Annotated in this window: 13 protein-coding genes; 3 read left to right on the top strand and 10 right to left on the bottom strand. The window is 36.7% G+C overall.

Going from position 1 to position 21,751, the window contains the following annotated elements:
• Nucleotides 1–32 precede the first annotated feature (32 nt).
• Genes IPM56_14350 through IPM56_14340 form a run of 3 tightly spaced genes read left to right on the top strand, consistent with a single transcriptional unit; the run spans nucleotide 33 to nucleotide 7,303 of the window.
• On the top strand, nucleotides 33–2,453 hold the full coding sequence (locus IPM56_14350; GenBank protein ID QQS35415.1) for an ABC transporter permease: 2,421 nt from the start codon (nucleotides 33–35) through the stop codon (nucleotides 2,451–2,453).
• Nucleotides 2,454–2,470: 17 nt separating this feature from the next.
• Complete coding sequence (locus IPM56_14345) at nucleotides 2,471–4,903, top strand: ABC transporter permease (protein ID QQS35414.1); 2,433 nt, start codon at nucleotides 2,471–2,473, stop codon at nucleotides 4,901–4,903.
• A gap of 18 nt (nucleotides 4,904–4,921) precedes the next feature.
• The gene (locus IPM56_14340) at nucleotides 4,922–7,303 is read left to right on the top strand and encodes an ABC transporter permease (protein ID QQS35413.1); all 2,382 of its coding nucleotides are present in this window, start codon (nucleotides 4,922–4,924) and stop codon (nucleotides 7,301–7,303) included.
• A gap of 11 nt (nucleotides 7,304–7,314) precedes the next feature.
• Here the strand turns inward: IPM56_14340 and IPM56_14335 are convergent, their stop codons facing one another.
• The 10 genes from IPM56_14335 to IPM56_14290 form a co-directional block, all read right to left on the bottom strand.
• Complete coding sequence (locus tag IPM56_14335) at nucleotides 7,315–8,010, bottom strand: tetratricopeptide repeat protein (GenBank protein ID QQS35412.1); 696 nt, start codon at nucleotides 8,008–8,010, stop codon at nucleotides 7,315–7,317.
• Between the two features lie 145 nt (nucleotides 8,011–8,155).
• Entirely contained in the window at nucleotides 8,156–8,758 is a 603-nt protein-coding gene (locus IPM56_14330) for a hypothetical protein (protein QQS35411.1), read from the bottom strand.
• Between the two features lie 312 nt (nucleotides 8,759–9,070).
• On the bottom strand, nucleotides 9,071–9,325 hold the full coding sequence (locus tag IPM56_14325; protein QQS35410.1) for a hypothetical protein: 255 nt from the start codon (nucleotides 9,323–9,325) through the stop codon (nucleotides 9,071–9,073).
• A gap of 310 nt (nucleotides 9,326–9,635) precedes the next feature.
• The gene (locus IPM56_14320; GenBank protein ID QQS35409.1) at nucleotides 9,636–10,274 is read right to left on the bottom strand and encodes a response regulator transcription factor; all 639 of its coding nucleotides are present in this window, start codon (nucleotides 10,272–10,274) and stop codon (nucleotides 9,636–9,638) included.
• Between the two features lie 18 nt (nucleotides 10,275–10,292).
• Nucleotides 10,293–13,514, bottom strand: coding sequence for a hypothetical protein (locus IPM56_14315; protein ID QQS35408.1), 3,222 nt, complete (start codon nucleotides 13,512–13,514; stop codon nucleotides 10,293–10,295).
• A gap of 94 nt (nucleotides 13,515–13,608) precedes the next feature.
• Nucleotides 13,609–15,426: a peptidylprolyl isomerase gene (locus IPM56_14310; GenBank protein ID QQS35407.1), complete on the bottom strand. Its 1,818-nt coding sequence runs from the start codon at nucleotides 15,424–15,426 to the stop codon at nucleotides 13,609–13,611.
• A gap of 22 nt (nucleotides 15,427–15,448) precedes the next feature.
• Nucleotides 15,449–17,953, bottom strand: a complete 2,505-nt coding sequence (locus IPM56_14305; protein ID QQS35406.1) for a glycoside hydrolase family 3 C-terminal domain-containing protein — start codon at nucleotides 17,951–17,953, stop codon at nucleotides 15,449–15,451.
• A gap of 21 nt (nucleotides 17,954–17,974) precedes the next feature.
• Nucleotides 17,975–19,534, bottom strand: coding sequence for a hypothetical protein (locus tag IPM56_14300; GenBank protein ID QQS35405.1), 1,560 nt, complete (start codon nucleotides 19,532–19,534; stop codon nucleotides 17,975–17,977).
• Between the two features lie 258 nt (nucleotides 19,535–19,792).
• Nucleotides 19,793–21,007, bottom strand: coding sequence for a cellulase family glycosylhydrolase (locus IPM56_14295; GenBank protein ID QQS35404.1), 1,215 nt, complete (start codon nucleotides 21,005–21,007; stop codon nucleotides 19,793–19,795).
• 4 nt (nucleotides 21,008–21,011) lie between these two features.
• A complete protein-coding gene (locus IPM56_14290; GenBank protein ID QQS35403.1) occupies nucleotides 21,012–21,731 on the bottom strand; it encodes a prolyl oligopeptidase family serine peptidase in 720 nt (239 codons plus the stop codon).
• Nucleotides 21,732–21,751: the final 20 nt, after the last annotated feature.

Genomic DNA, 21,751 nt, shown 5'->3' with positions numbered 1-21,751 from the left:
TTTATTAAAATAATTTTTCTTTGAGGATTGCTATGTTCTTAAGCTATCTTAAAATCGCTTTAAGAAATCTGCTGAGATTTAAAGCGTACTCGACTATTAACATTGCCGGGCTTGCTGTAGGTATGGCGTGCTGCATTCTTATACTGCTTTATGTCTTTGATGAAATGAGTTATGACCGCTTTCATAAAAATGCAGACAGGATTTACCGTATTGCAGTAAACGGAACATTGGGTGAAAATAATTTTAATGCTGCTGTTTCTCCGCCGCCGTTAAGAAATGCATTGATGACGGACTATCCTGAAGTTGTAAGTGCAACGAGGGTTAAGAATTTCGGTTACCCTGTTCTGCGTTACGGTGATAAAGTCTTTAGCGAAGAAAAATTTTTCTGGGTTGATTCCACTTTTTTTGATGTGTTCACAGTTGAGTTTATAAGCGGAAATCCCGCTACGGCTCTTAACGCTCCTGAAAAAGTTGTTCTTACTGAAAGGATGGCAAAAAAATATTTTGGCGATGAAGACCCTGTCGGCAAACTGATCAACTCAGATAACAGGCGTGATTATAAAATAACCGGAGTAGTTAAAGAGTTCCCGGAAAATTCACACTTCCATTTTGATTTTCTGGCGTCTCTTTCATCTTATGAATTTATTGATCAGCAAGGCTGGCTTAGCAATGACTTTTATACATACTTTCTTTTGAAAGAGGATTTTCCTCCCGAAGAATTTGAGGCAAAGCTTCCTGTTATTGTCGATACGCATGTATGGCCTGTCATTGAAAGATTTCTGAATGTTCCGAGAGAAGACCTGAAAAAAGGCGGAGCTAAATATGCATACGTTTTTCAACCGTTAACGGATATTCATTTGCACTCACATCTTGATGTTGAACTCGAACCAAATGGTGATGTATCATACGTCCTTATCTTTTCTTTAATAGCTGCAGGCATACTGCTTATTGCCTGTATCAACTTTACAAATCTTGCTACAGCACGTTCTGCAAACAGACTTAAAGAAATAGGTGTGAGAAAAACTCTTGGGTCCAACAGGCAGCAGTTAATAAAACAATTTCTGACCGAATCAATTCTGATGACATTCCTGGCTGTCATAATTTCATTAATACTTATTGAAATAGCGCTGCCATACTTTAAAGAACTTGTCGGAAAAGATTTAAGCCTTGGAATCATTTCAAAGATTTACACAATACCACTGCTCGTAGTTTTCATTCTTATCGTTGGAATATTTGCAGGAGGCTACCCCGCGCTGTATCTCTCGTCATTTAATCCTGTTAAGGTTCTTAAAAAAGAAACAGGACATTCAGGAAAAAATCCATGGCTCAGGAACAGTCTTGTTGTGGTTCAGTTTGCCGTTTCAATTACTCTCTTCATTGGTACAATTATCGTTTACAACCAGCTTGATTTTATCAGCAACAAAAAACTTGGATTCAATAAAGACCAGGTTGTGGTTGTCAAAAAGACTGATGACATCGGGAGGCAGATGGAAAGTTTCAGAAATGAATTAAAAAATATTCCCGGAATTTTTAATGCGAGTAACAGCAACAGCATCTTCGGTGAAGATTTTGGCAACACACCATATAAGATTTATGGAACCAATGATAATCATCTGATCAACATTCTCTTTGCCGATCATAATTTTGCATCTGTGTATGGAATTGAAATGGCTAAAGGCAGGTATTACTCTGAGGAGTTCAGATCGGATACATCTTCAATCGTACTGAACGAAACTGCAGCAAGAGAACTTGGTATATATGATGATCCCATTGGAAAGCAGATAGTTCGTGCTCATGCGGAAGACCAGGTGCCGTTTGTTTATACAGTCGTCGGTGTGATGAAGGATTTTCATTACCAGTCATTGCACAGAAGAATCGAACCTGTAATTATTCATCTTTACTTCCCCGGCGGTTTTGGCAGAAATGTTTCAGTAAAAATTCCTCCCGACAACATTGACCAGAAGCTTCAGGAAATAAAAACAGTATGGCACAAATATGCCGGTAACCAGGCATTCGAGTATGTTTTCTTTGATGAAGATTTCGCTAAGGTTTATGAGTCAGAAAAAAGAGCCGGAATTATCGTAACAGTATTTTCTTTGTTAGCGATTTTAATTGCATGCCTTGGGCTTCTTGGACTTGCCGCTTTCACTACCGAGCAAAGAACAAAAGAAGTAGGGATAAGAAAAATTCTCGGCGCATCGGTTTCAAGCATAGTTGTACTTCTCCTTAAAGATTTTGCAAAGTGGGTTTTGATTTCAAATATTATTGCGTGGCCGATTGCATACTTCGCTTTAAATAAATGGCTGGAGGATTTTGCATATCGGATTAACATTGAACTATGGACGTTCGTAATTGCAAGTCTGTCCGCAATAGTGATCGCGGTACTTACAGTCAGTTATCAATCTATTAAAGCCGCAATTTCAAATCCGGTTAAATCTCTCAGGTATGAATAAAACAAAAGAGTAAAAATATGTTTTTGAACTATCTTAAAATTGCTCTGCGCAATCTGAAGAAATATAAAGCTTATTCTTTCATTAATATTTTTGGACTTGCAGCCGGGCTTGCATGCAGTATTCTCATAATGCTTTATGTTATCGATGAGCTAAGCTATGATCAACATCATGAAAAGAAAGACAGGATATACAGGGTTACGAGGGAATGGCTTAACCAGGACGGTGAATCGAGCCTTCACCTTGCAAGAGTAGCACCGCCGATAGGTCCGCTGTTAAAACAGGATTACCCCGATCTTGTACTTGATGTTGTTCGTGTTCTCGCTGATTATTCAACACTGCTTAAAGTCGGTGATAAAAATTTTGTAGAAGAAAAATTTTTCTGGGCTGAAGAAAATATCTTTGACATTTTTTCTTTTGATATGATAAGAGGGGATCCTTCAACAGCGCTTAAAGAACCTAAATCAGTTGTTCTGACAGAATCTTCAGCAAAAAAACTCTTCGGTACAACAGATGTTTTAGGTAAATACATTGCGTATGAAAATGAAGGTGATTTGAAAGTTACAGGTGTGATAAAAGATGTTCCTGAAAATTCGCACTTCAGATTTGATTTTCTTGGTTCATTTATAACTCTTGTAAATTTTCTTCCTGAAAACACTTTAACAACTAACTGGGGAAGCAATAATTATCTTACTTATGTTGTGTTGCCGGAAGAAATCCCTGCCGAAGTTCTTTTAGAAAAATTTCCGGGATTCCTTGATAAACATCTTACACCGGTGATAATAAATTTCACAGGTCAACCGCCGGTCAACAAACCGAGTAAGACGAATAAACTCCATCTTCAGAAGCTTACGGACATTCATCTCACTTCTCATTTAACAACTGAGCTCGAGGAAAATGGTGATATAGACAATGTCTATCTTTTTTCTGCAATTGCATTTTTTATTCTCTTCATTGCCTGTATAAACTTTATGAACCTTGCTACCGCAAGATCTGCAAGACGTTTTAAAGAAATCGGAATGAGAAAAGTGCTTGGCGCTGCAAAGACTCAGTTGATAAAACAATTTCTTGGTGAGTCAGTTATTATTTCATTCTTGTCATTAATCATCGCAATAACTCTTGTGGAGCTGTTGTTATCATCCTTCAACAATTTTATTCATAAAGAACTTAAACTCAATTTATTCACGAACCCGGAAGCATTAATTATCATTACCGCGCTGACTTTTTTTGTTGGGATAATGGCGGGTAGTTATCCTGCGTTTCATTTATCAATGTTCAATCCCATTCGTGCATTAAAGGGAGGTAAAGATATTTCGGGTAAAAGTACATTTCGTTCAGTACTTGTTGTGATACAATTTGTTATTTCTATCGGATTAATTATCAGCATGGGAATTGTCTGGGATCAGATGGAATTTATAAAAAATCAAAAACTCGGATTAAATAAAGACGAGGTGGTGGTTCTTGAAACAAGTGCATCAATGCGTGAAAATATAGAGGACATAAAAACGCAGTTGAAGCAAAACCCTAATATTCTCAAGGTTGCGTCATCAGATTTAATTCCCTCGGACATGCTGATCAATTCTCTTGGCGGTCGGCTTGTTGATGGTGACAAAACTGAACCGGTCGGGTTTCGCCTTGCTATGGTAAACATTGATACTGATTTTATTGATACATATGATATTAAACTTTTAGCAGGAAGAAATTTTTCTTTAGAATATCAGACTGATGATTCAAGCGCCTTCATTTTAAATGAAGCAGCAGTTAAGCAACTCGGCTGGAATATCCAGGACGCAGTTGGTAAACCATTTTTTTATGGCGGGAGAAACGGGAAGATAGTCGGTGTTGTACAGAACTTTAATTTTGAAACACTTCATAATTCAATTGTGCCGATCATTCTCCTCAACAGAAGCTTCATGGGTTACCAGATGTCTGTTAAAATAAATTCAGCAGATATACAATCAACAATTGATTTCCTTAAATCAAAATGGAAAGAGTACAGACCTGATTACCCATTCAGTTATACATTCCTTGACGATCAATTTGCTTCATTGTATGAAGAGGAACAAACACTTGGTGATATATTCGGACTCTTTTCAATTCTCGCTATTCTTATAGCCTGCCTTGGACTATTAGGATTGGCTTCGTTCACCGCTGAACAAAAGACTAAGGAAATAGGAATTAGAAAAGTTCTCGGCGCAACAACTCCGGGTATAGTGATTATGTTTTCAAAGGACTTTATGAAATTGATTATAGTTGCGAATATAATTGCATGGCCGCTTACATATTATTTAATGAGTAGCTGGCTTGAAGGCTTTGCTTACCGGGTTCAACTGGATATTTCAACCTTCATTATTTCGGGAATACTTGCATTGGTTATAACATTGTTGACTGTTAGTTATCAGGCGATAAAGGTTGCCATAGCAAACCCTGTTAAATCATTGAGATATGAATAAAACAAAACGAGGTAGAAGATGTTAAAGAACTATCTGAAGATTGCATTAAGAAACATGTCAAAGTATAAATTTTATACATTTATAAATGTAAGCGGACTTGCCACAGGAATTGCGTCTGTGATATTGATTTTTCTTTTCGTTCAGAACGAATTAACATTTGATGCCTTTCATAAAAATGCCGATGATATTTATCTTGTTCAAAAATACAGGACCACAGCACTCGGATTAAAAGTTCTTAATGATACCTGGATACCATTGGCGAAACAATTAAAAACCGATTACCCGCAGGTAAAGGATTGTGTAAGACTCTTTGATGAAAATTTGTGGGTGGAGTATAACGGGAAAAAATTTAAAGAAAGAATAACTTATGCTGATCCATCAATTCTAAAAGTATTTTCATTCCCTGTTGTTCAATCGAACACGGATGAATTAATGAAAGAACGAAATTCAATTGTCATCTCTGACGAAATTGCTAAGAAATATTTTGGGAACGAAAATCCTGTCGGAAAAATTTTAAGAATAGCATTTGACGAAGACTATGTTGTTAAAGGTGTCTTTGATGAAATACCTCAGAATTCATCAATACCTATGAACATACTTGCACATTTTGAAAGTGCGATTGACCCATCCAACCAGGAAATGAACAACAACTGGAACGGCGCGTTTCTATATACTTACATTCAGCTTGATAAAAATGTCAGTGCAGCGGGAATGGAAAATCTTTTGCCGGGTCTTGTAAAAAAAATATGGGGCGAGGAGGGGGAGAATGGTACCAAACAACTACAGCTAAAACTTCTTCCTCTTAAAGATTTTCACGATGCTGAAAACAATACCCGGACATTTGCTTATATATTAATCTGTATCGCTGCGGCAATAATTCTAATCGCTTCATTTAATTTTATTAATCTTTCAACATCGCGTTCACTGGAGCGAGTTCGGGAAATTGGTATAAGAAAAGTTTTAGGAGCCGGGAAAAATCAATTAATAAAACAATTTATCGGTGAATCTCTTATCGTAAGTTTTATTTCATTGCTAATAGGTATTGGACTAGCGGAGTTCTTATTGCCTTATCTTAATGAAATATACAGCATTGACCTTGCGTTCAATTATCTGCACGTTGATACATTAATTGTTCTGCTTGGAATAAGTATTTTCATCGGTCTGCTGTCAGGCGCTTATCCCGCGTTCCTTCTTTCAAAATATCCTGCTGTTGATACAGTAAAAGGTGTAGTGATTAAATCCGGTGGAAATACTTTGGTAAGGAATAGTCTTGTTATCGTGCAGTTTGCCATTTCAATATTTTTATTGATTGGAACACTAATAGTTTTAAATCAGACCGAGCACATGAAAAATCACAATGTAAATTTCACAAGAGAAAACATTGTGGTAATTCCTGTTGAGCTTTCTGATTTTGCGGACAGGGAAACAGCACGAAACAAGATTGAATTATTTAAAGAGGAATTAAAAAAGCTGCACGATGTGAAAAATGTTGCCAGTGCTATGTCAGTTCCGGGAGAAATAGTTGACGCAAATGTATTTGCCTGGCCCGAAGGATGGACATCAAAAGATCCATTAAGAATGAGGATAACCGCTATTGATGAAAATTTTATATCTCTTTATCAAATCCCGCTGATTGAAGGAAGAAATTTTTCGCAAGATATGCAGACTGATAAAGATGCGGGCATCATACTAAATGAATCTGCTATGACAGCTATGGGATGGCAAAGCGCAATGGGAAAAAAAGTTAAAGTAGGGAGAACAGAATATACAGTCGTTGGTGTTGTGCGTGACTATAATACAGAATCATTAGAGAATGAAGTGCGTCCGCTCCTCCATTTTTACAGGACAACTGAAAGTTCAGCGCATAGATTTATTTCAGTAAAAATTAATACAGCAGATGTTTCATCAGTTATTTCATTTATCAAATCAAAATGGAAACTTGTTGATGAAAGTCGTGACTTCGAATATTTTTTCCTCGATGAAACATTTAACCGTTTATTCTCAACTCAAGAGAGAACATTTACTGTTGTCAGTTACTTTTCTATAATCGCAGTGGTAATAGCTTGCCTCGGGCTGCTTGGTCTTGCATCATATACAGTCGTAAGGCGCTCAAAAGAAATAGGAATAAGAAAAATACTTGGAGCAACTGTTCCTAACATCTTTCTCCTGGTTTCAAAAAAGTTTTTACTGCTTGTACTAACCGCTAATTTAGTTGCGTGGCCAGTTGCCTGGTACCTTATGAATGAATGGCTTCAGAATTTTGCTTATAGAACTTCTGTTAATTTTACACCGTTTATAATTGCCGGTGTAATGACTTTATTAATCGCGTGGATTTCAATAAGCTTTATTGCCGTAAGAGCTGCAATGACAAATCCTGTTGAGTCATTGAGATATGAATAGAGGGTCTGGTGTTACTTAAAGAATTCTTTAAGTTTTATAGTGGCAGGCTGATAACCAAGTTCTCCGGCTTTAATAAGATCATCTTTTCCGCCGGATAAATTATCAACAATAAGTTTGACTATTCCGCGGTTAAAGTAGGTTCTTGGATTGTCCGGATTCAAATTAATTGCAACATCAAAATCATCGATTGCCTGGTTAAAGCTGTCAAGTTGAGCGTATAAAGTTCCGCGTTTAAAGTATGAAGCAAAATGTTTTGAGTTCAGCTCAATCACTTTTGAAAAATCTTTAACAGCCTCAATTATTTTCGAAAGTTTATTTTTTGCACATCCGCGGTTGTAATATACTTCTGTGTATTGGGGGTTAAGACTTATTGCCATATTGAAGTCATCCAGCGCTCCGCTGAAATCACCGATGCAGTATTTTGCAAGTCCTCTTCTGTAATGCGTAACAGCGTAACCGGGTTTCAATTCAATCGATTTTGAAAAATCTTCAATAGCACTTTTATAATGTTTAAGTCTTGCCTTTGCCATTCCCCGGTTGTAATACGCTTCTTCATAATTTGGTTTTAGTTTAATTGCTTTACTAAAATCTTCAATTGCACCTTTGTAATCATCCAGAAATTTCTTCTTCTCACCGCTGATGTTCCATTCAATATGTTCTTCACCGCTGCTGCCAAACATGTTTCCAATTTTAGACAATATTTTCATTAACAGATTACCGGGATATTATTAAGATTTATTTGATAAATGTGTAGTGCCTGAATGAATCTTGTGGCACTTAACTATTAAGATAATAAAAATTTATCAGAGTGCATAAATGAACTTTGGGCTGCAGTTACAGAAGATCGGATGATCAATTAATAAGTTTCAGTTCATTAACCCAGAATAATTCACAAGCACCTTCACCTGAGTCTTTTCGGCTGAGTGAACTTTTCCATGTCCATCCCTCATCGGTATTAACAATAACAAGGTAGCCGGTTAGTTCAATCAGACTTCCTCGTCTTATCTCATTGAGTTCGTCGTCTATTTCGGGGCTAGCCGGAATAATATGCATATTGGCGCTATGACCAGTTATGATCGATTGAGGTGCGGCAATTGTTTTAGTTTTCCAGTAGTACCATCTGTTGCGCTGTTTTATTTCTATCTGATCAAGATTTAACTGATCAGACATTGGACCCCAACCAAGTGCAAGATCAACAGGAGAGATTTTACTTTCTTTTCCCAGTGAATAATTTTCATAACTCAAAACACGGGCTTTCAAATGGAACTCAGCCAATGGAGTTATTGTAAATTCATCACGAGTCCAGGATGCTGCATTTATAATTGTGGTCTGGTCAGGTTCCGACTCAACTAAAATACCCGGCTCGTATCTGATTTCATCTTCGGGGTAAATAAGGTAGAATGACGCACAAAGCAGGACTGCGATAAAGAGGTAGAATATTTTTTTCAGGCACATCTGTAAATACAATCTTATATTAAAAGGAAATAATTACCAGAGCGGTTACTTTTACACACTTCTTTTAAACCGCAAAAGGCAATTTTACAGAGCAGGTCGATATTGTCACTTATTTGACCGGCTACAGTGTATTATCGAAACAAATTTCAATTTATTCAGGCTTGATATGCACAATTAAAATGCCATAGAGAGAAAGGAATGTCAAAGAGGAAAGATCAGCTTAGAACTCTTCCCCCGCCCGCTTCTCAATGCAACTCCGGTAAAATTGCAGTAAAATTAAGACGAGGGTTTTGAGTTCATTCTGCAGCTTCATTACTTAGGAGGGTTATGAACAATTTTTCTTATCGTATCAAACTGAAGATAAGGATACTCTTCACGGAGTGAATCAATTGCATCTCCGGTTTTGACTTTTGTCGCACGAAGCAGTTTAAATTTTTTCCTTATCTCGTAGTCGCGTACTGATTTTTCATTTATCAGTCCTTTGCTCATCAGCAATTCATAAATATCATCGCTGATTAAATCCCTTAAAGGATTTTCAAGAGTTCTGGTTTGCATTGAGTTTTCCATTTCGCATCCCTTTCCAACATTGAATGTTTATTGTTCTATTCTTTTTTTTGTTCAACACCCAATTTATTTATACCCGGGATGCAGCTACTAAATCTTCATCACATCTCATTGCAAGGAAAGAATACATCCCGGGCAATATCACTAATCATTTCATCCGGCTTTAACAGCACAGATTTCTGATGGTAAAGTTATCCGGTTCTTATTCTTTAACAACAGCACAATTATGTAAAAATTATTGTGAATTGATTCAGGATTGATATTTACCCGCATATATATGCAGGTGAAGTGATAAGCGGTTAAAAAGCGGGGTTCAGATTATTTTTTTTCTTATTGCTTTAGCAACTGCTTCCGACTGTGAATGAACATGTAGTTTCTTGTATATATTTCTTATATGGTGCCTTACTGTATCAACGCTTATATAAAGAGTATCTGCAATTTCCTGGTAATTACTTCCTTCAGCTAATAAATTCAGTACTTCCTTTTCTCTCTGCGACAGGTCAAAATCCGAAGAATCATTATAACCTTTTTTGTTCCTTTGAAAAGTTGTTATTACCTGTCTTGCAATATTAGAACTCATCGGTGAGCCGCCCTCATAAATATCCTTGATCGCCTCCAGTAACCTTGTTGGCGGAGTTTTCTTGACCAGGTATCCGCAAGCACCAGCGCATAATGCATCATAAACAACGCTGCTTTCCTCGTAAACAGTAAGCATCAGAATATTAAGCGCCGGATTTATAATCTTTGCACGCTTGACTCCCTCGATTCCGTTCATTCCGGGTAATCCTATATCCATAAGCACTACGTCAAAATTCATTATCTCATGATCATTGAGAAATTTTTCGCAGCTTGAGTATGTACTTCTACAGGAATAATCAGGCGTTCCATTGATTAGCGCAGCTAAGCCTTCGCGTATTGTCTGATTATCTTCAACTATTGCTACTTTTATCATGTTTACGAAATTGAATTATTATGAATTAAGACTGAAAATATTCTTAATAAAGTTTTTTCTGTTTGAATAACCTATGAATTTTATTTTTGTACCGGAACCGGGCGCTGTTTTCCACTTAATTCTTCCGCCGATCGAGCGAGCGCGTGATTCAATATTTTTTATTCCATTGCCAACCATCATGTTTATTTCGTTCATGCCAACACCGTCATCATCCAATGTCATTTCGATAGCATCACCGTGTACATTTGCTTCGAGCATCAGGTTTTTACACTGGCTGTGCTTGATGCTGTTATTAATGGCTTCCTTAAAAATCAAGAACAGGTTCTGCCTGTATTCCATCGGCAGTTTTATATTAGACAACTTTTCAAGGTTGGAAGTTTTAAATGAAACTCCCTTTAACCTGAGTATTTCACTATAAGTATCTTTAAGCCTTATTATCAGATCATGCAGTGAATCCCTTTTAGGATTTACAACCCAGACTATGTCACTCATATTATCAACAAGCTGCCTGGCAGTATCACTGATAGATCTCAGTTTCTGAGACGCATTCGATTTATCTGCGCTTATATCATTAACAACAAGCTCACTTAATATTGATATTTCGGTTAAGCCCGAACCAATGTTGTCATGAAGATCAGCGGCAAGTTTAGTTTTTAATTTTTCAATTGCAAGCAAGTTTTTAATCCTGATGGTACTTATATAATAAATTACAAGAGCAGAAATAACAATCGCCGCCAGTAGGAACCACCAGGTTTTCCAAACCGGAGGATTAATAATTATCCTGATCATTGTACCTTCTTCATTCCAAACTCCGTCATTATTTGAACCTTTAACCCTGAAGGTATATTGACCGGGAGAAAGATTTGTATAGTTGGCAATTCTGATTGATGAATTTGTAAACCGCCATTCCTTATCGAGACCTTCAAGCATATATGAATACTGGTTAGCTCCGGGGTTTGTGTAGTCAAGTGCGGCAAATTCGAAGGTGAGAAAATTTTTATCGTATGATAGTTCTATAGATTCCCGTTCGCCTTCAATAGGGTTGTTAAAGACTCTTACATTGGTAATGACAATTGGAGGAATATTTTGATTTTCCGTGATACTGTCCGGGTAAAAATGGTTTATTCCGCTGATACCTCCAAAAAACATTTCGCCGTCATCAGTTTCAAAATAGGCGCCGCCGCTGAATTCCAGACTCTGTAATCCATCCTGGAGATCATATTGTGTAAACAATTCTGTAGTCTTGTTAAACTTAAATATGCCGCTGTTCGTGCTCATCCACAGATTTTTATTTCTGTCTTCAAGGATGCCGTATACAACTCCTCCTATCAAACCTTCCTTATCCGAATAACGTTTGAAGTATCCTGATTCCGGATTTAGTTTATTCAAACCACCGCCGTAAGTTCCAACCCAAATTATACCATCGGTATCTTCGAAAACAGTCATTACACGGTTACTGCTAAGGCTGCTGTCGTCTTGAGGGTTGTGAACATATCTTAAAAACTTTCGCGACGATTTATCGAACTTATTTAATCCACCTCCAAATGTTCCAACCCAGAGAGCAGCATCTCTTCCTTCACAAAGAGAATATACCCTGTTATCACTAATTGAAGTCGGGTCACCGGGTTTATTCTTGAGTGAGTGAAAAATTAATTGTGAATTCGCTTCACCGGACAGTTGAACAAAATTCAATCCGCCGCCGAAAGTACCAAGCCACATAACATTGTTAGAGTCAATGAGTATATCCTGAATCTGGTTCGCGCCGATAGTTTTATCATCACCCGGATCGTGTTTAAAATAAGTAAACTTCTCCGATGCAAAATTGTACCGGTTTAATCCGCCGCTGTAATTGCCGATCCAAAGGTTTCCGAAGTTATCTTCAGCAAGAGACCTGTTATGACCGTCGGACACAGAATTTTGTCCCGGTCTAAAATAGCGGAATTTATTTGTTGAACGATCGAATCTATTAACACCGCCTTTGTAAGTTCCGAACCAGAAAATCTTTTGCCTGTCCTGAAATATCGACCAGACGACTTCATCATTTAAACCTGATGTACTTCCCGGAATATGTTTGATAGTTGAAAACTTCACTTTATTCTTTTCAAGTTTATTTAATCCCTGACCAAGGTGAGTACCAATCCAGAGTATGCCCGACCTATCGCAATGAAGTGACAACACATCATTATCGCCGATTGTGTTTACATTAAACGGGTCATTCATAAAGTTTGTGAAATCTTCGTGTTCACGGTTGAATTTATTTAGTCCGCCTCCAAAAGTTCCGATCCACAATCCACCTTCCTGATCCTCGGTTATTGCCATAACTGTATTATTACTAAGACTGGATCGGTCTCCGGGATTATTTTTAAAAACTTTGAAAGATTTTTTAAAACCAGATCCAGTTTCTTCCGGAGAAATTCTGTTTAACCCGCCATAATATGTTCCTATCCAGATATTCTTGTAAGAGTCCTGAAATACTGAAATAACTTTATCATCACTCAAACTTCCTAAATCACTGCCGGAATGTTTGAATTGTTCAAATGAAATCCCGGCTCCATCTTTAACAACTTTGTTAATACCTCCTCCGAATGTGCCAATCCATATTTCACCGGAGTGGTCAACAAGAATTTCAGTAATACGGTTAAAACTTAATCCTGTTTTATTTTCGGGATGAGTAAAGAAGTGAATGTAACTGCTATTTTTTTTGTCGAAACGAAAAACACCTTTGCCCCACGTACCTATCCATAAATAACCATCCAAATCTTCTTCAATTGCCGTAATGGAATGGTTATCATTCCTTGAGAATGAAATCGGATATTCATAGTACTGGTCAGGTATCTGGTAAGGAAGGACGATAGTATCAATAAATGAAAAATGAGAGAATGTATTTGTCTCTCTGTTATACCTGTTCAAAGTTCCGTCAATTGTACCTATCCACAGATTTTTTTCACTGTCTTCGAAGAGGCAGGTTATCCTGTTATCGGAAAGTTTAGTTGTGTCTGTGAGGGAACTCATATATACAGTGAAAGAATAGCCGTCATACTTATTAAGCCCAAATGCAGTTCCAAACCACATATAGCCTTTGTGATCCTGTGTAATTGAAAGAACGGTAGTCTGGGAAAGTCCGTCCTCAATAGTTAGCTGGTTAAAGACGTATTCATCCCCGTTTGCAAAAACAAATTTAAATCCTGAAATCAATAACAGGAAGAATAGTTGGATAATATTTCGGAAGATGAATTTCATTTTAAAAACAAAATTTTGTCTGAACTTTGCTTTAACTTAATTCAGCCCGGATTTAGTTTCAACAGGAAAGATTTTTTATCAGCAGCGGAACATTCTATGGTGCCTCTACAATTTCCTGTTTCATTTCGTGATACCATTCATACCAGGGCTTGGTATAAGGAACAGCAGTTATCTTTCCTCCAAAACCCATATAGCGGTAAGTGAACATTTGAACGTTTGTAAGTTTTAGTTTTGAAACGGCTGACTCATTCAACTGAACTTTATATTTTTTTGCAAGCTCTTTTGTATAGTCATTGTATTTTGATTCAAGTTTTTCTATGAACAGATCGTTTCTTATCTGATCTTTAGCTTCTTCAAATGATTGAGTGAAAGAACTTTTACTTTCAACCTTTTCGAGAACTTTAAAAACTGAATATCCTTCAGGAGTATTTAACGGACCGTAAACATCTCCCATATTTAATGTTGCGGCAGTCTTCCCGATCTCCCCGAACATAGTAACAGGGAATAACCCAAAATCTCCGCCTCGTTCCTTAACCCATTTACGGTTAGTATAAGTTATGGCAAGCTGTTTAAAATCAGCACCGGCTTCAACTTCATTTAATACCTGTTCAACGATTTCAAGCTTATCTGTCAGCACTTCTGCAATATTAACCTGTGTCAGAGATGAACTATCTTTTACAGTTTTAAGATATCTCTGGTAAACTTCATCATCACTTACTCTTGCGGAATCAGTGAAATTATTTCTCAGGATCTGAGCCAGGTAATTTTCTTTCCAGAGTTGAATATCTTTTTTTACTTCAGGAAGATTATTCAATCCTTGTTTATAACCCTTACGTGTTATCAATTCTTTTTCTGTAAATGATTTTACAGAAGCTGCAAGTTTTTTTTCAATCACAGAAGGTGATTTGCTATTAACAATAAAGCCGGAGAGATTCAAACTGTAAAGGTATTCTCTCAATGACATCGGGTCATCTTCGAATTTTATAAAGGGCGAGTTTACGGTCTGTTCCGGAAGCGAAACAAGAATATCGCGAACATCAAATTCATTTAACGCAAATAAATCTAATGTATCTTTTTTTGTTTTGAAAGAAATTATCTCAACAACTTTTGCTGAAAGCGATCTGAATATTTCTTTATCAATATCAACAATTTTTTCTGAAAGAATTTTATTGAGATATTCATTTACTTCCTTCATTGCACGACGTTCTTTAGTCATTGTCTTGACAAATGTATTGTACTTTTGATTTTCTTCAGCAGTTAGTTTTTTCGGGATGCTTTTGTTCAACCTGAAAATAAACCAGCCGGAATTATTTTTTAACGGCGAAGTATATTGTCCCGTTTTTAATGAATAAAGGCTGTCTTCGATCATTTCATCACTGAGGTCGCCAAACGAAATGTAAAGGGGATCTTTCGAAGCTATATTATTGTATATATTTTTTATTGAATCAAAACCAGCACCGCTTTTTAACGATCGATAAATTGAATTGATTGCAGTTGAATCCTCTGAACTGAACAAATCAAGTTCAAGAACAGTCATTGCTTTTTTCATTCCTCTAATCGCATCCTTTTCGGTGAATGATGTTTTGCTTTCAACTTCTTTATTAAACAGGGCATCACGTACATACATCTTTTCAATTTCAGCGATTGAATGATTTAGCACTTCGGAGGAAGCGTAGCCAAGGTTCTCAGCTTCAAGCGCCCATAATTTTTCAGCTACGAGTGAATAGAGAAAATCAAGTTTGGTTGAGTCTTCATTGTGTTGCCGTTCTGTGACGTGCGGCATCAATTCAAATCTCGCGCGGAATTCAGAATCAGTAATTTCTTTATCGCCTATCTTTGCAACAACTTTACTGTTTATCTGAGCAAGAACAGGGACAGCAAACATCAGTATCATCAAACAATATCTTAGCATAAAAATATTTTTCCCGTACAGTTTATTTAAGTATAAATTTTTCTTTGAGCTTTATATCACGCGATGAACTTCCTATCATCACTTCAAATTCACCTTGTTCGGCAATCCATGATTTTGTTTTAACATCAAAAAATGATAAAGCATTTTTATCGATAGTTAGTTCAACAATTTTTTCTTCACTGGGGTTCAAACTGATTTTATCAAATCCTTTTAATTCTTTTTCGGGACGATCAACAGAACACAACATATCTTTTATATATAGCTGAACAACTTCTTCACCTTTTGCTTTCCCGGTGTTTTTTAGTTTAAAGCTCACACTCAATTTATCATTCTTCTGCAAATCTTTTGATGATAATTTTAAGTCACTATAATTGAACGATGTGTATGAAAGTCCGTAACCAAAAGGGAAGAGAGGTTCGACATTATTTTTATCAAAGTGACGGTAGCCGACATAAATTCCATCTTCGTAGCGCGTTGTTCCATCTTCTTTCAAATAAGTATTGAAAGCTGAACAATCCTCCCATCGTTTTGGAAAAGTCATTGGAAGTTTCCCGGATGGATTTGATTGACCGAGAAGAATTTCTGCAATTGCATTTCCTGATTGTTCACCCGCAAACCATGCTTCAAGTATTGCGGGAACTTCATCAATCCATTCATTCATTAAAACAGGTGAACCGGAAATCAGAACTACAATTGTATTCTTATTTACTTTTGAAACTTCTTTAATCAATTCATCCTGACCTTTGGGAAGAGTGAGATTTTTCCTGTCAAAGCCTTCACTTTCATAATTAGCACTCGTACCGGCAAATATTATAGCAACATCGGAGACCTTTGCTGTATTAACTGCTTCGGTAAGTAAATCATTTCCAGGTAACTGCCAACCGAGTTTAACAGCAGCGCTGCCGCCGTTTTCGTAGTATTCAACTTTTATTTTGTAATACTTGTTTGCTTCAAGTTGAATTGAATATGAGTTTGTTAAAAACGCATGATCTGTCCAGTCATTTATAACGGGTTCATCATTAACATATAAACGTATTCCGTCATCACTTGAAACATCGAGCGAATATTTCCCGGTCACATCAACTTTAAGATAACCGTTCCATCTTACTGAGAAATTATCCTTTGGAAAATTCTTAAAAGGTGAACCGCCTTCCCAATTGAAATTGATCTGCTCATCAATTCTTTTGTGTGAAGAAATTCCTTCAAGATTTTTATTCTCAAAATATTCTGCTGTTAAACCGTTTTCACTGCCATCATCTTTTGTAAAAAGAAATTTGCCTGGAATTGGTTTTGTGTCACCATCAAATAAAACACCCTGTGCAAAACTGAGTTTTACCTTGTCCCCGATTTTTTCTTGAAGAGCATCAAAAGGACTTACTGAATAGAATGGTTCAACCTGCGAACTTCCGCCGCCGCCGGTTCGTGCAATCTTACTGTTTGAACCTATAACTGCTATCGATTTTATTTTATCAACATTCAAAGGAAGAATTGAATTATTATTTTTCAACAGAACAATTCCTTCTTTAGCTATATCAAGTGCGAGTTGTTTATGTTCATCATTATTTAATTTTGATTCGTCATACTGGTAGTTGTCGAAGAAACCGATTGTAAACATTACTCTAAGTATTCTTCTTACTTTATCATCAAGTCTGGATTCTGATAATTCTCCTGATTTTATTTTATCAAACAGAGTTTCATTATTTAAATATTTACCGTCCGGCATTTCAAGATCAAGTCCGCTGTTAAAAGTGGGTACAGTACTGTGAACAGCGCCCCAATCGGACATTACCAGACCGTTAAACTTCCAATCATTCTTCAATTTATCAATGAGCAGGTAATCATTCTCACTGCAATAATGATCATTCAATTTATTGTAAGCTGACATCAATGCAAGTACGGTGGCTTCTTCAACTGCTGATTTGAACGCGGGAAAATAAATTTCATTGAGTGTTCGTTCATCAACAATTGTATTTACAAAATCACGTTGATGTTCCTGGTTGTTAGCCGCAAAATGTTTTACTGTTGCAACAACATTTTCTTTTTGAACACCTTTAATGTAATTGACAGTTAATCGTGATGTTAGAAAAGGGTCTTCGCCAAAACTTTCAAAGTTTCTTCCGCCCATCGGAAGACGCGCTATGTTAACACAAGGACCAAGTATGACATGACGACCTTTTGCTTTTGTTTCTTCAGCAAGTGCTTTACCAAATTTTTCTATAAGTGAAGGATTCCATGTTGCCCCCATCAATATTCCGGATGGAAATGCAGTTGCATTTTCCCATCGCACGCCAATTGGTCCGTCTGTCATATTTAGCGGCGGAATACCGAGCCGTTTAATTTCTTTTGTCGCGAACCCGGTGCCTCCAAGCATTTCAATTTTTTCCTCGAGTGTCATTCTGTTTAGCAGATCATCAACACGTTCTTCAACTGATAACCTTTTGTTTTTGTATGCCGGGGTTTCAGGATCGTTATTTGTAAAGCCCAATGTGAATAAAAGTATTACAGTAGTTAAGATTAAATTTTTCATTTTATTTCTGTTAATATTCTTCTAAAGTTTCACTGTTATATTAAAATTTCCCGCAGGTATTTCAAAAACCTGTTCAAGGCTATTAGAATTTTTAACAATTAATTTAAATGGTTTGCTGCCTGATACTTTTATGATCATCTCACTGTTAACGTTTTCTCTGCGTTCACAGACTAATGAAACTGTAACGTCGCCAAAAGTAAGATTCTCAATTCCGTGTTTGTCTATTCTGTTAATGTACCAGGTTAAAGAGTTATCAACTCCGTTTGGACGGAAGCCAAGTATATTTTCAATCAATAGTTGAATTGGCCCGCAGCCAGTCCAGCCAACAAAATCAGGTCTTGACCATACTCCTCTTATATAAGCTTCGGCTGAATAGTTTTCCCATATAGATCCCGTTCTTTTATAAACTTCATAAATGCCGTTGAGATATTCTTCTGCCGCAAGAGTTGCAAACTCATTAAAGTTGTATGCGTTGTTATGACCGGTTCCGAATTTGTCAAGCCCTTTTATTATCATAACATTTGTCGGAGCCCAAACACTGCCAAGCCAGTATTCCCCGTCAGCTTTATATTTTTTTTCATCTGCAGCTAATGAAGGAAAAGGAATTTTTCTCCAGAATGATTTTGGATCCTTAAGATTAGCTAAAAGTTTTTGGGATTGATTCACATCAGCAACACCCGCAAGCATTGGCCAGAAGCATGCAACAGTTTTACATTTTACCTGGCTTCCGGTATCATCCACGTCATAGTATAATCCGTCTTCTTCATTCCACATAAAAGAATTAATTCTTTTGCTGATGTCATTTGCTTTTTCCTTATAGAGTTTTGATTTATCAGCATATCCAACTTCATCACACATTTTGGAAATATCATTGTACATCATCACCATCTGTGCGGACATATCAACCCAGCCCGACCCGCTGCGCGGAGTGTTATCCATTCCGGAACCCAAACCTGTCTGCCAGTAAAGATTGTGTTTAGTGTTTCCTTTTTTACGGTACGACTCAAGCCATTCAGCATATTTTTCAAGTGCAGGTAAGACAAGTCTGAATCTTGTTTTGTCCCCTGTAATTTTAAAATTCTCTATCTCAGCCCAACTGAACAGGGGAGGATTGACTGTATGTTCACGTCCTTCAAAAACAAAATCTTCTCCGGTTGCTTCAACAATCTCCCGGCATATATAACCATTTTCATACTGCCTGCAATAAAAATTATCGAGTGATTGTATCGATGGGAAAACGTGATGAGCGTACCTTGCAAACATTATCATAAAAAATGTATCCCACTGAAAAATGTTTGGAGCAAAAGCTTCATCAAGATAATTTGAAACAAAAGGTGAGCCCTTTACCGGCTGCTTGAAATGACTGAAAGCAAGCTGCCATGTTTTCCAGTAAAGTTGAACCCATTCAGGTTTATCTTCAATTACGGGTGAGGGAAGTTTATTCCTGCTGGTTTCATAAACCGGAATTGGTGATTCAACATACATTCTTCTGGAAAAGTGAGCGCCTCTTTTTCCTGTGTCTTCATATTGTGAATATGCGAGGGATGTTAAGAGACATAGAATGAAAATTATTTTTTTCATATGAAGTTATAGATATGGATATTTTCTTTACGAAACACTGATGTCATACTTCGACAGGTTCAGTATGACATCTGTAAGATTTATTATAATGTCACACTGAGCTTGTCGAAGTGTGATGGGCTAAAATCTCGTTACAAAAAGTTTTTACGAAAGTTTCCAGTTGATAATCTACGGATAAACGCGCTGTTCAGATTCCGAAACAAGTTCGGAATGACAGCACTATTACAATTTATTTAATGTTAGGACTGACATAAGAACCTACTTCAAACCAAGTGCCTTTATATATTCGTTATTCACTTCACAATTTTTCAGTTTACAATTTTCTAAATACTGCTTCAGTGCAGTTTTTACTTTTTCAAAATCAGGACGATTATCTCTTATAAAAGAATATGAGAGATCATTCTTGTCTGCAAACTCAATTATCAGATCAAAATTTTCAGGTTGATTGACAGAAACAATTCCGCGCGTGCTGTTCATTTTTTTGTAAGGCCAGAAACACCATCCGATATTATTCTGTTCAAGCATTGTTCTGAATTCATTGATCCATTCATTTGTGTTTTCGCCGGATTCACCCATCCATATAGGTACATTATATTTATTTCCATAGTCGATATAATCCTGTACAACATCCTGCGTTGGTTCAGTCCAGTACTTATGAAATGTGTAAACAAGTTTATCATCGAAAGGAGGACCAAACACTTTGAAGTTGCTGTTCCATTGAGCACCGGCAATAAAGAAAATATGATTGGGGTCAATCGCTCTTACTTCGGCAGATAATTTTTTGAAGAAAGGTTCAAACGTTGGATTAAGTTTATCAACATCAAAATAGTGTGCGATTGGTTCATTCAAAAAATCATAACCGATAATTATAGTTTCATCTTTATAAATCGAGGCAAGTTTTTTCCAGATGTCTATTGTCAACTGCTGGCTTTCAGGGCTTTCAAACAAAAATGGATAACCAAAACTATCATCAATGTTATCGCCGGTTTGCCCGCCCGGAGCGCAGTGCATATCAAGTATCACATAAAGATTTTCTTCCCTACACCATTTGATTGCCTTGTCCAGCAATTCGTAACCGACACCTTTCAATTCATAATACGGTGATTCAGTTACAAACAGCCTGTAGTTGAATGGGATTCTCACTGAATTGAATCCAAGTGACTTGATATAATGAATATCTTCTTTAGTGATATAATTTTCTCTGAATGAATTCCAGAATTTATTCGCTTCATCTTCACCGACAAGGACATTAAAAAATTCATAGATCATTCTCGGCGCGTTTACAGATTTGAAGTGGAACATATATCCTTCGGGTACAAGCCAGTTGCCAAGATTAATGCCTTTTAACAGTATCGGTTTTCCTTCAACATCAATAAAATTTTTACCATCTACTGTTACAAAACTGTTTTGCGAAAAAATGTTTGATGTAAAAAGAAAAATAAAAATGACACAATAATATTTTAATATTTCCATAGGATTATTTTTTCAGTGAATGTGATAACAGCCATTTATATAATTCATCGTTGTTGTATGTTTCTGTCCAGGAATCATGTCCCGCTTCAGGATAAATTGTAAGAGTAACATCCGCGCCGCATTCTTTCAGTTTGTCAACCATCTGTTCAGATGAACTTACAGGTACAACAAAATCTTTTGCACCGTGAAAAACCCATATAGGGATTTCTTTTAATGTGCATGCTTTTTCAGGATTACTCCAGCCGCAGACAGGTGCAATTGCCGCGAATCTTTCGGGCTGTTGAAGAGCAAGTGACCATGTTCCATGTCCGCCCATACTTAATCCTGTAACATAAATTCTGTTCTTATCAACATTGTAGTTTGATTCAATTTCATCCAGAAGTGCGGCGAGCATATCTGTATTCCAGAATTGATTTTCAGGGCATTGCGGTGATACAACTATAAACGGAAAATTTTTCCCTTCACTGATTAATCTAGGTAAACCATGAGCTTTTACTTTTTCAATATCAGAGCCGCGTTCTCCGGCACCGTGAAGGAACAGAACAAGTGGAAATGCTTCACCTTCTTCAGAATAATTTTCAGGAAGAAAAAAAAGATAGTTTGTAGAAAGTTTAATTGTTACTTCTTTTTCAAATGGATGAACAGTTTGTTTATCTGTTTGTGCAAAAGAAATATTAATTGCAGTCATAGTAATTAACATTAGAAGTATGGAATATTTTTTCATTAGAACTCCGGTTAAGGTAA

Source organism: Ignavibacteriales bacterium, from assembly GCA_016700155.1.
In the GTDB taxonomy this organism is placed as follows: domain Bacteria; phylum Bacteroidota; class Ignavibacteria; order Ignavibacteriales; family Ignavibacteriaceae.
This window is presented reverse-complemented; position numbering and strand designations above follow the sequence as displayed.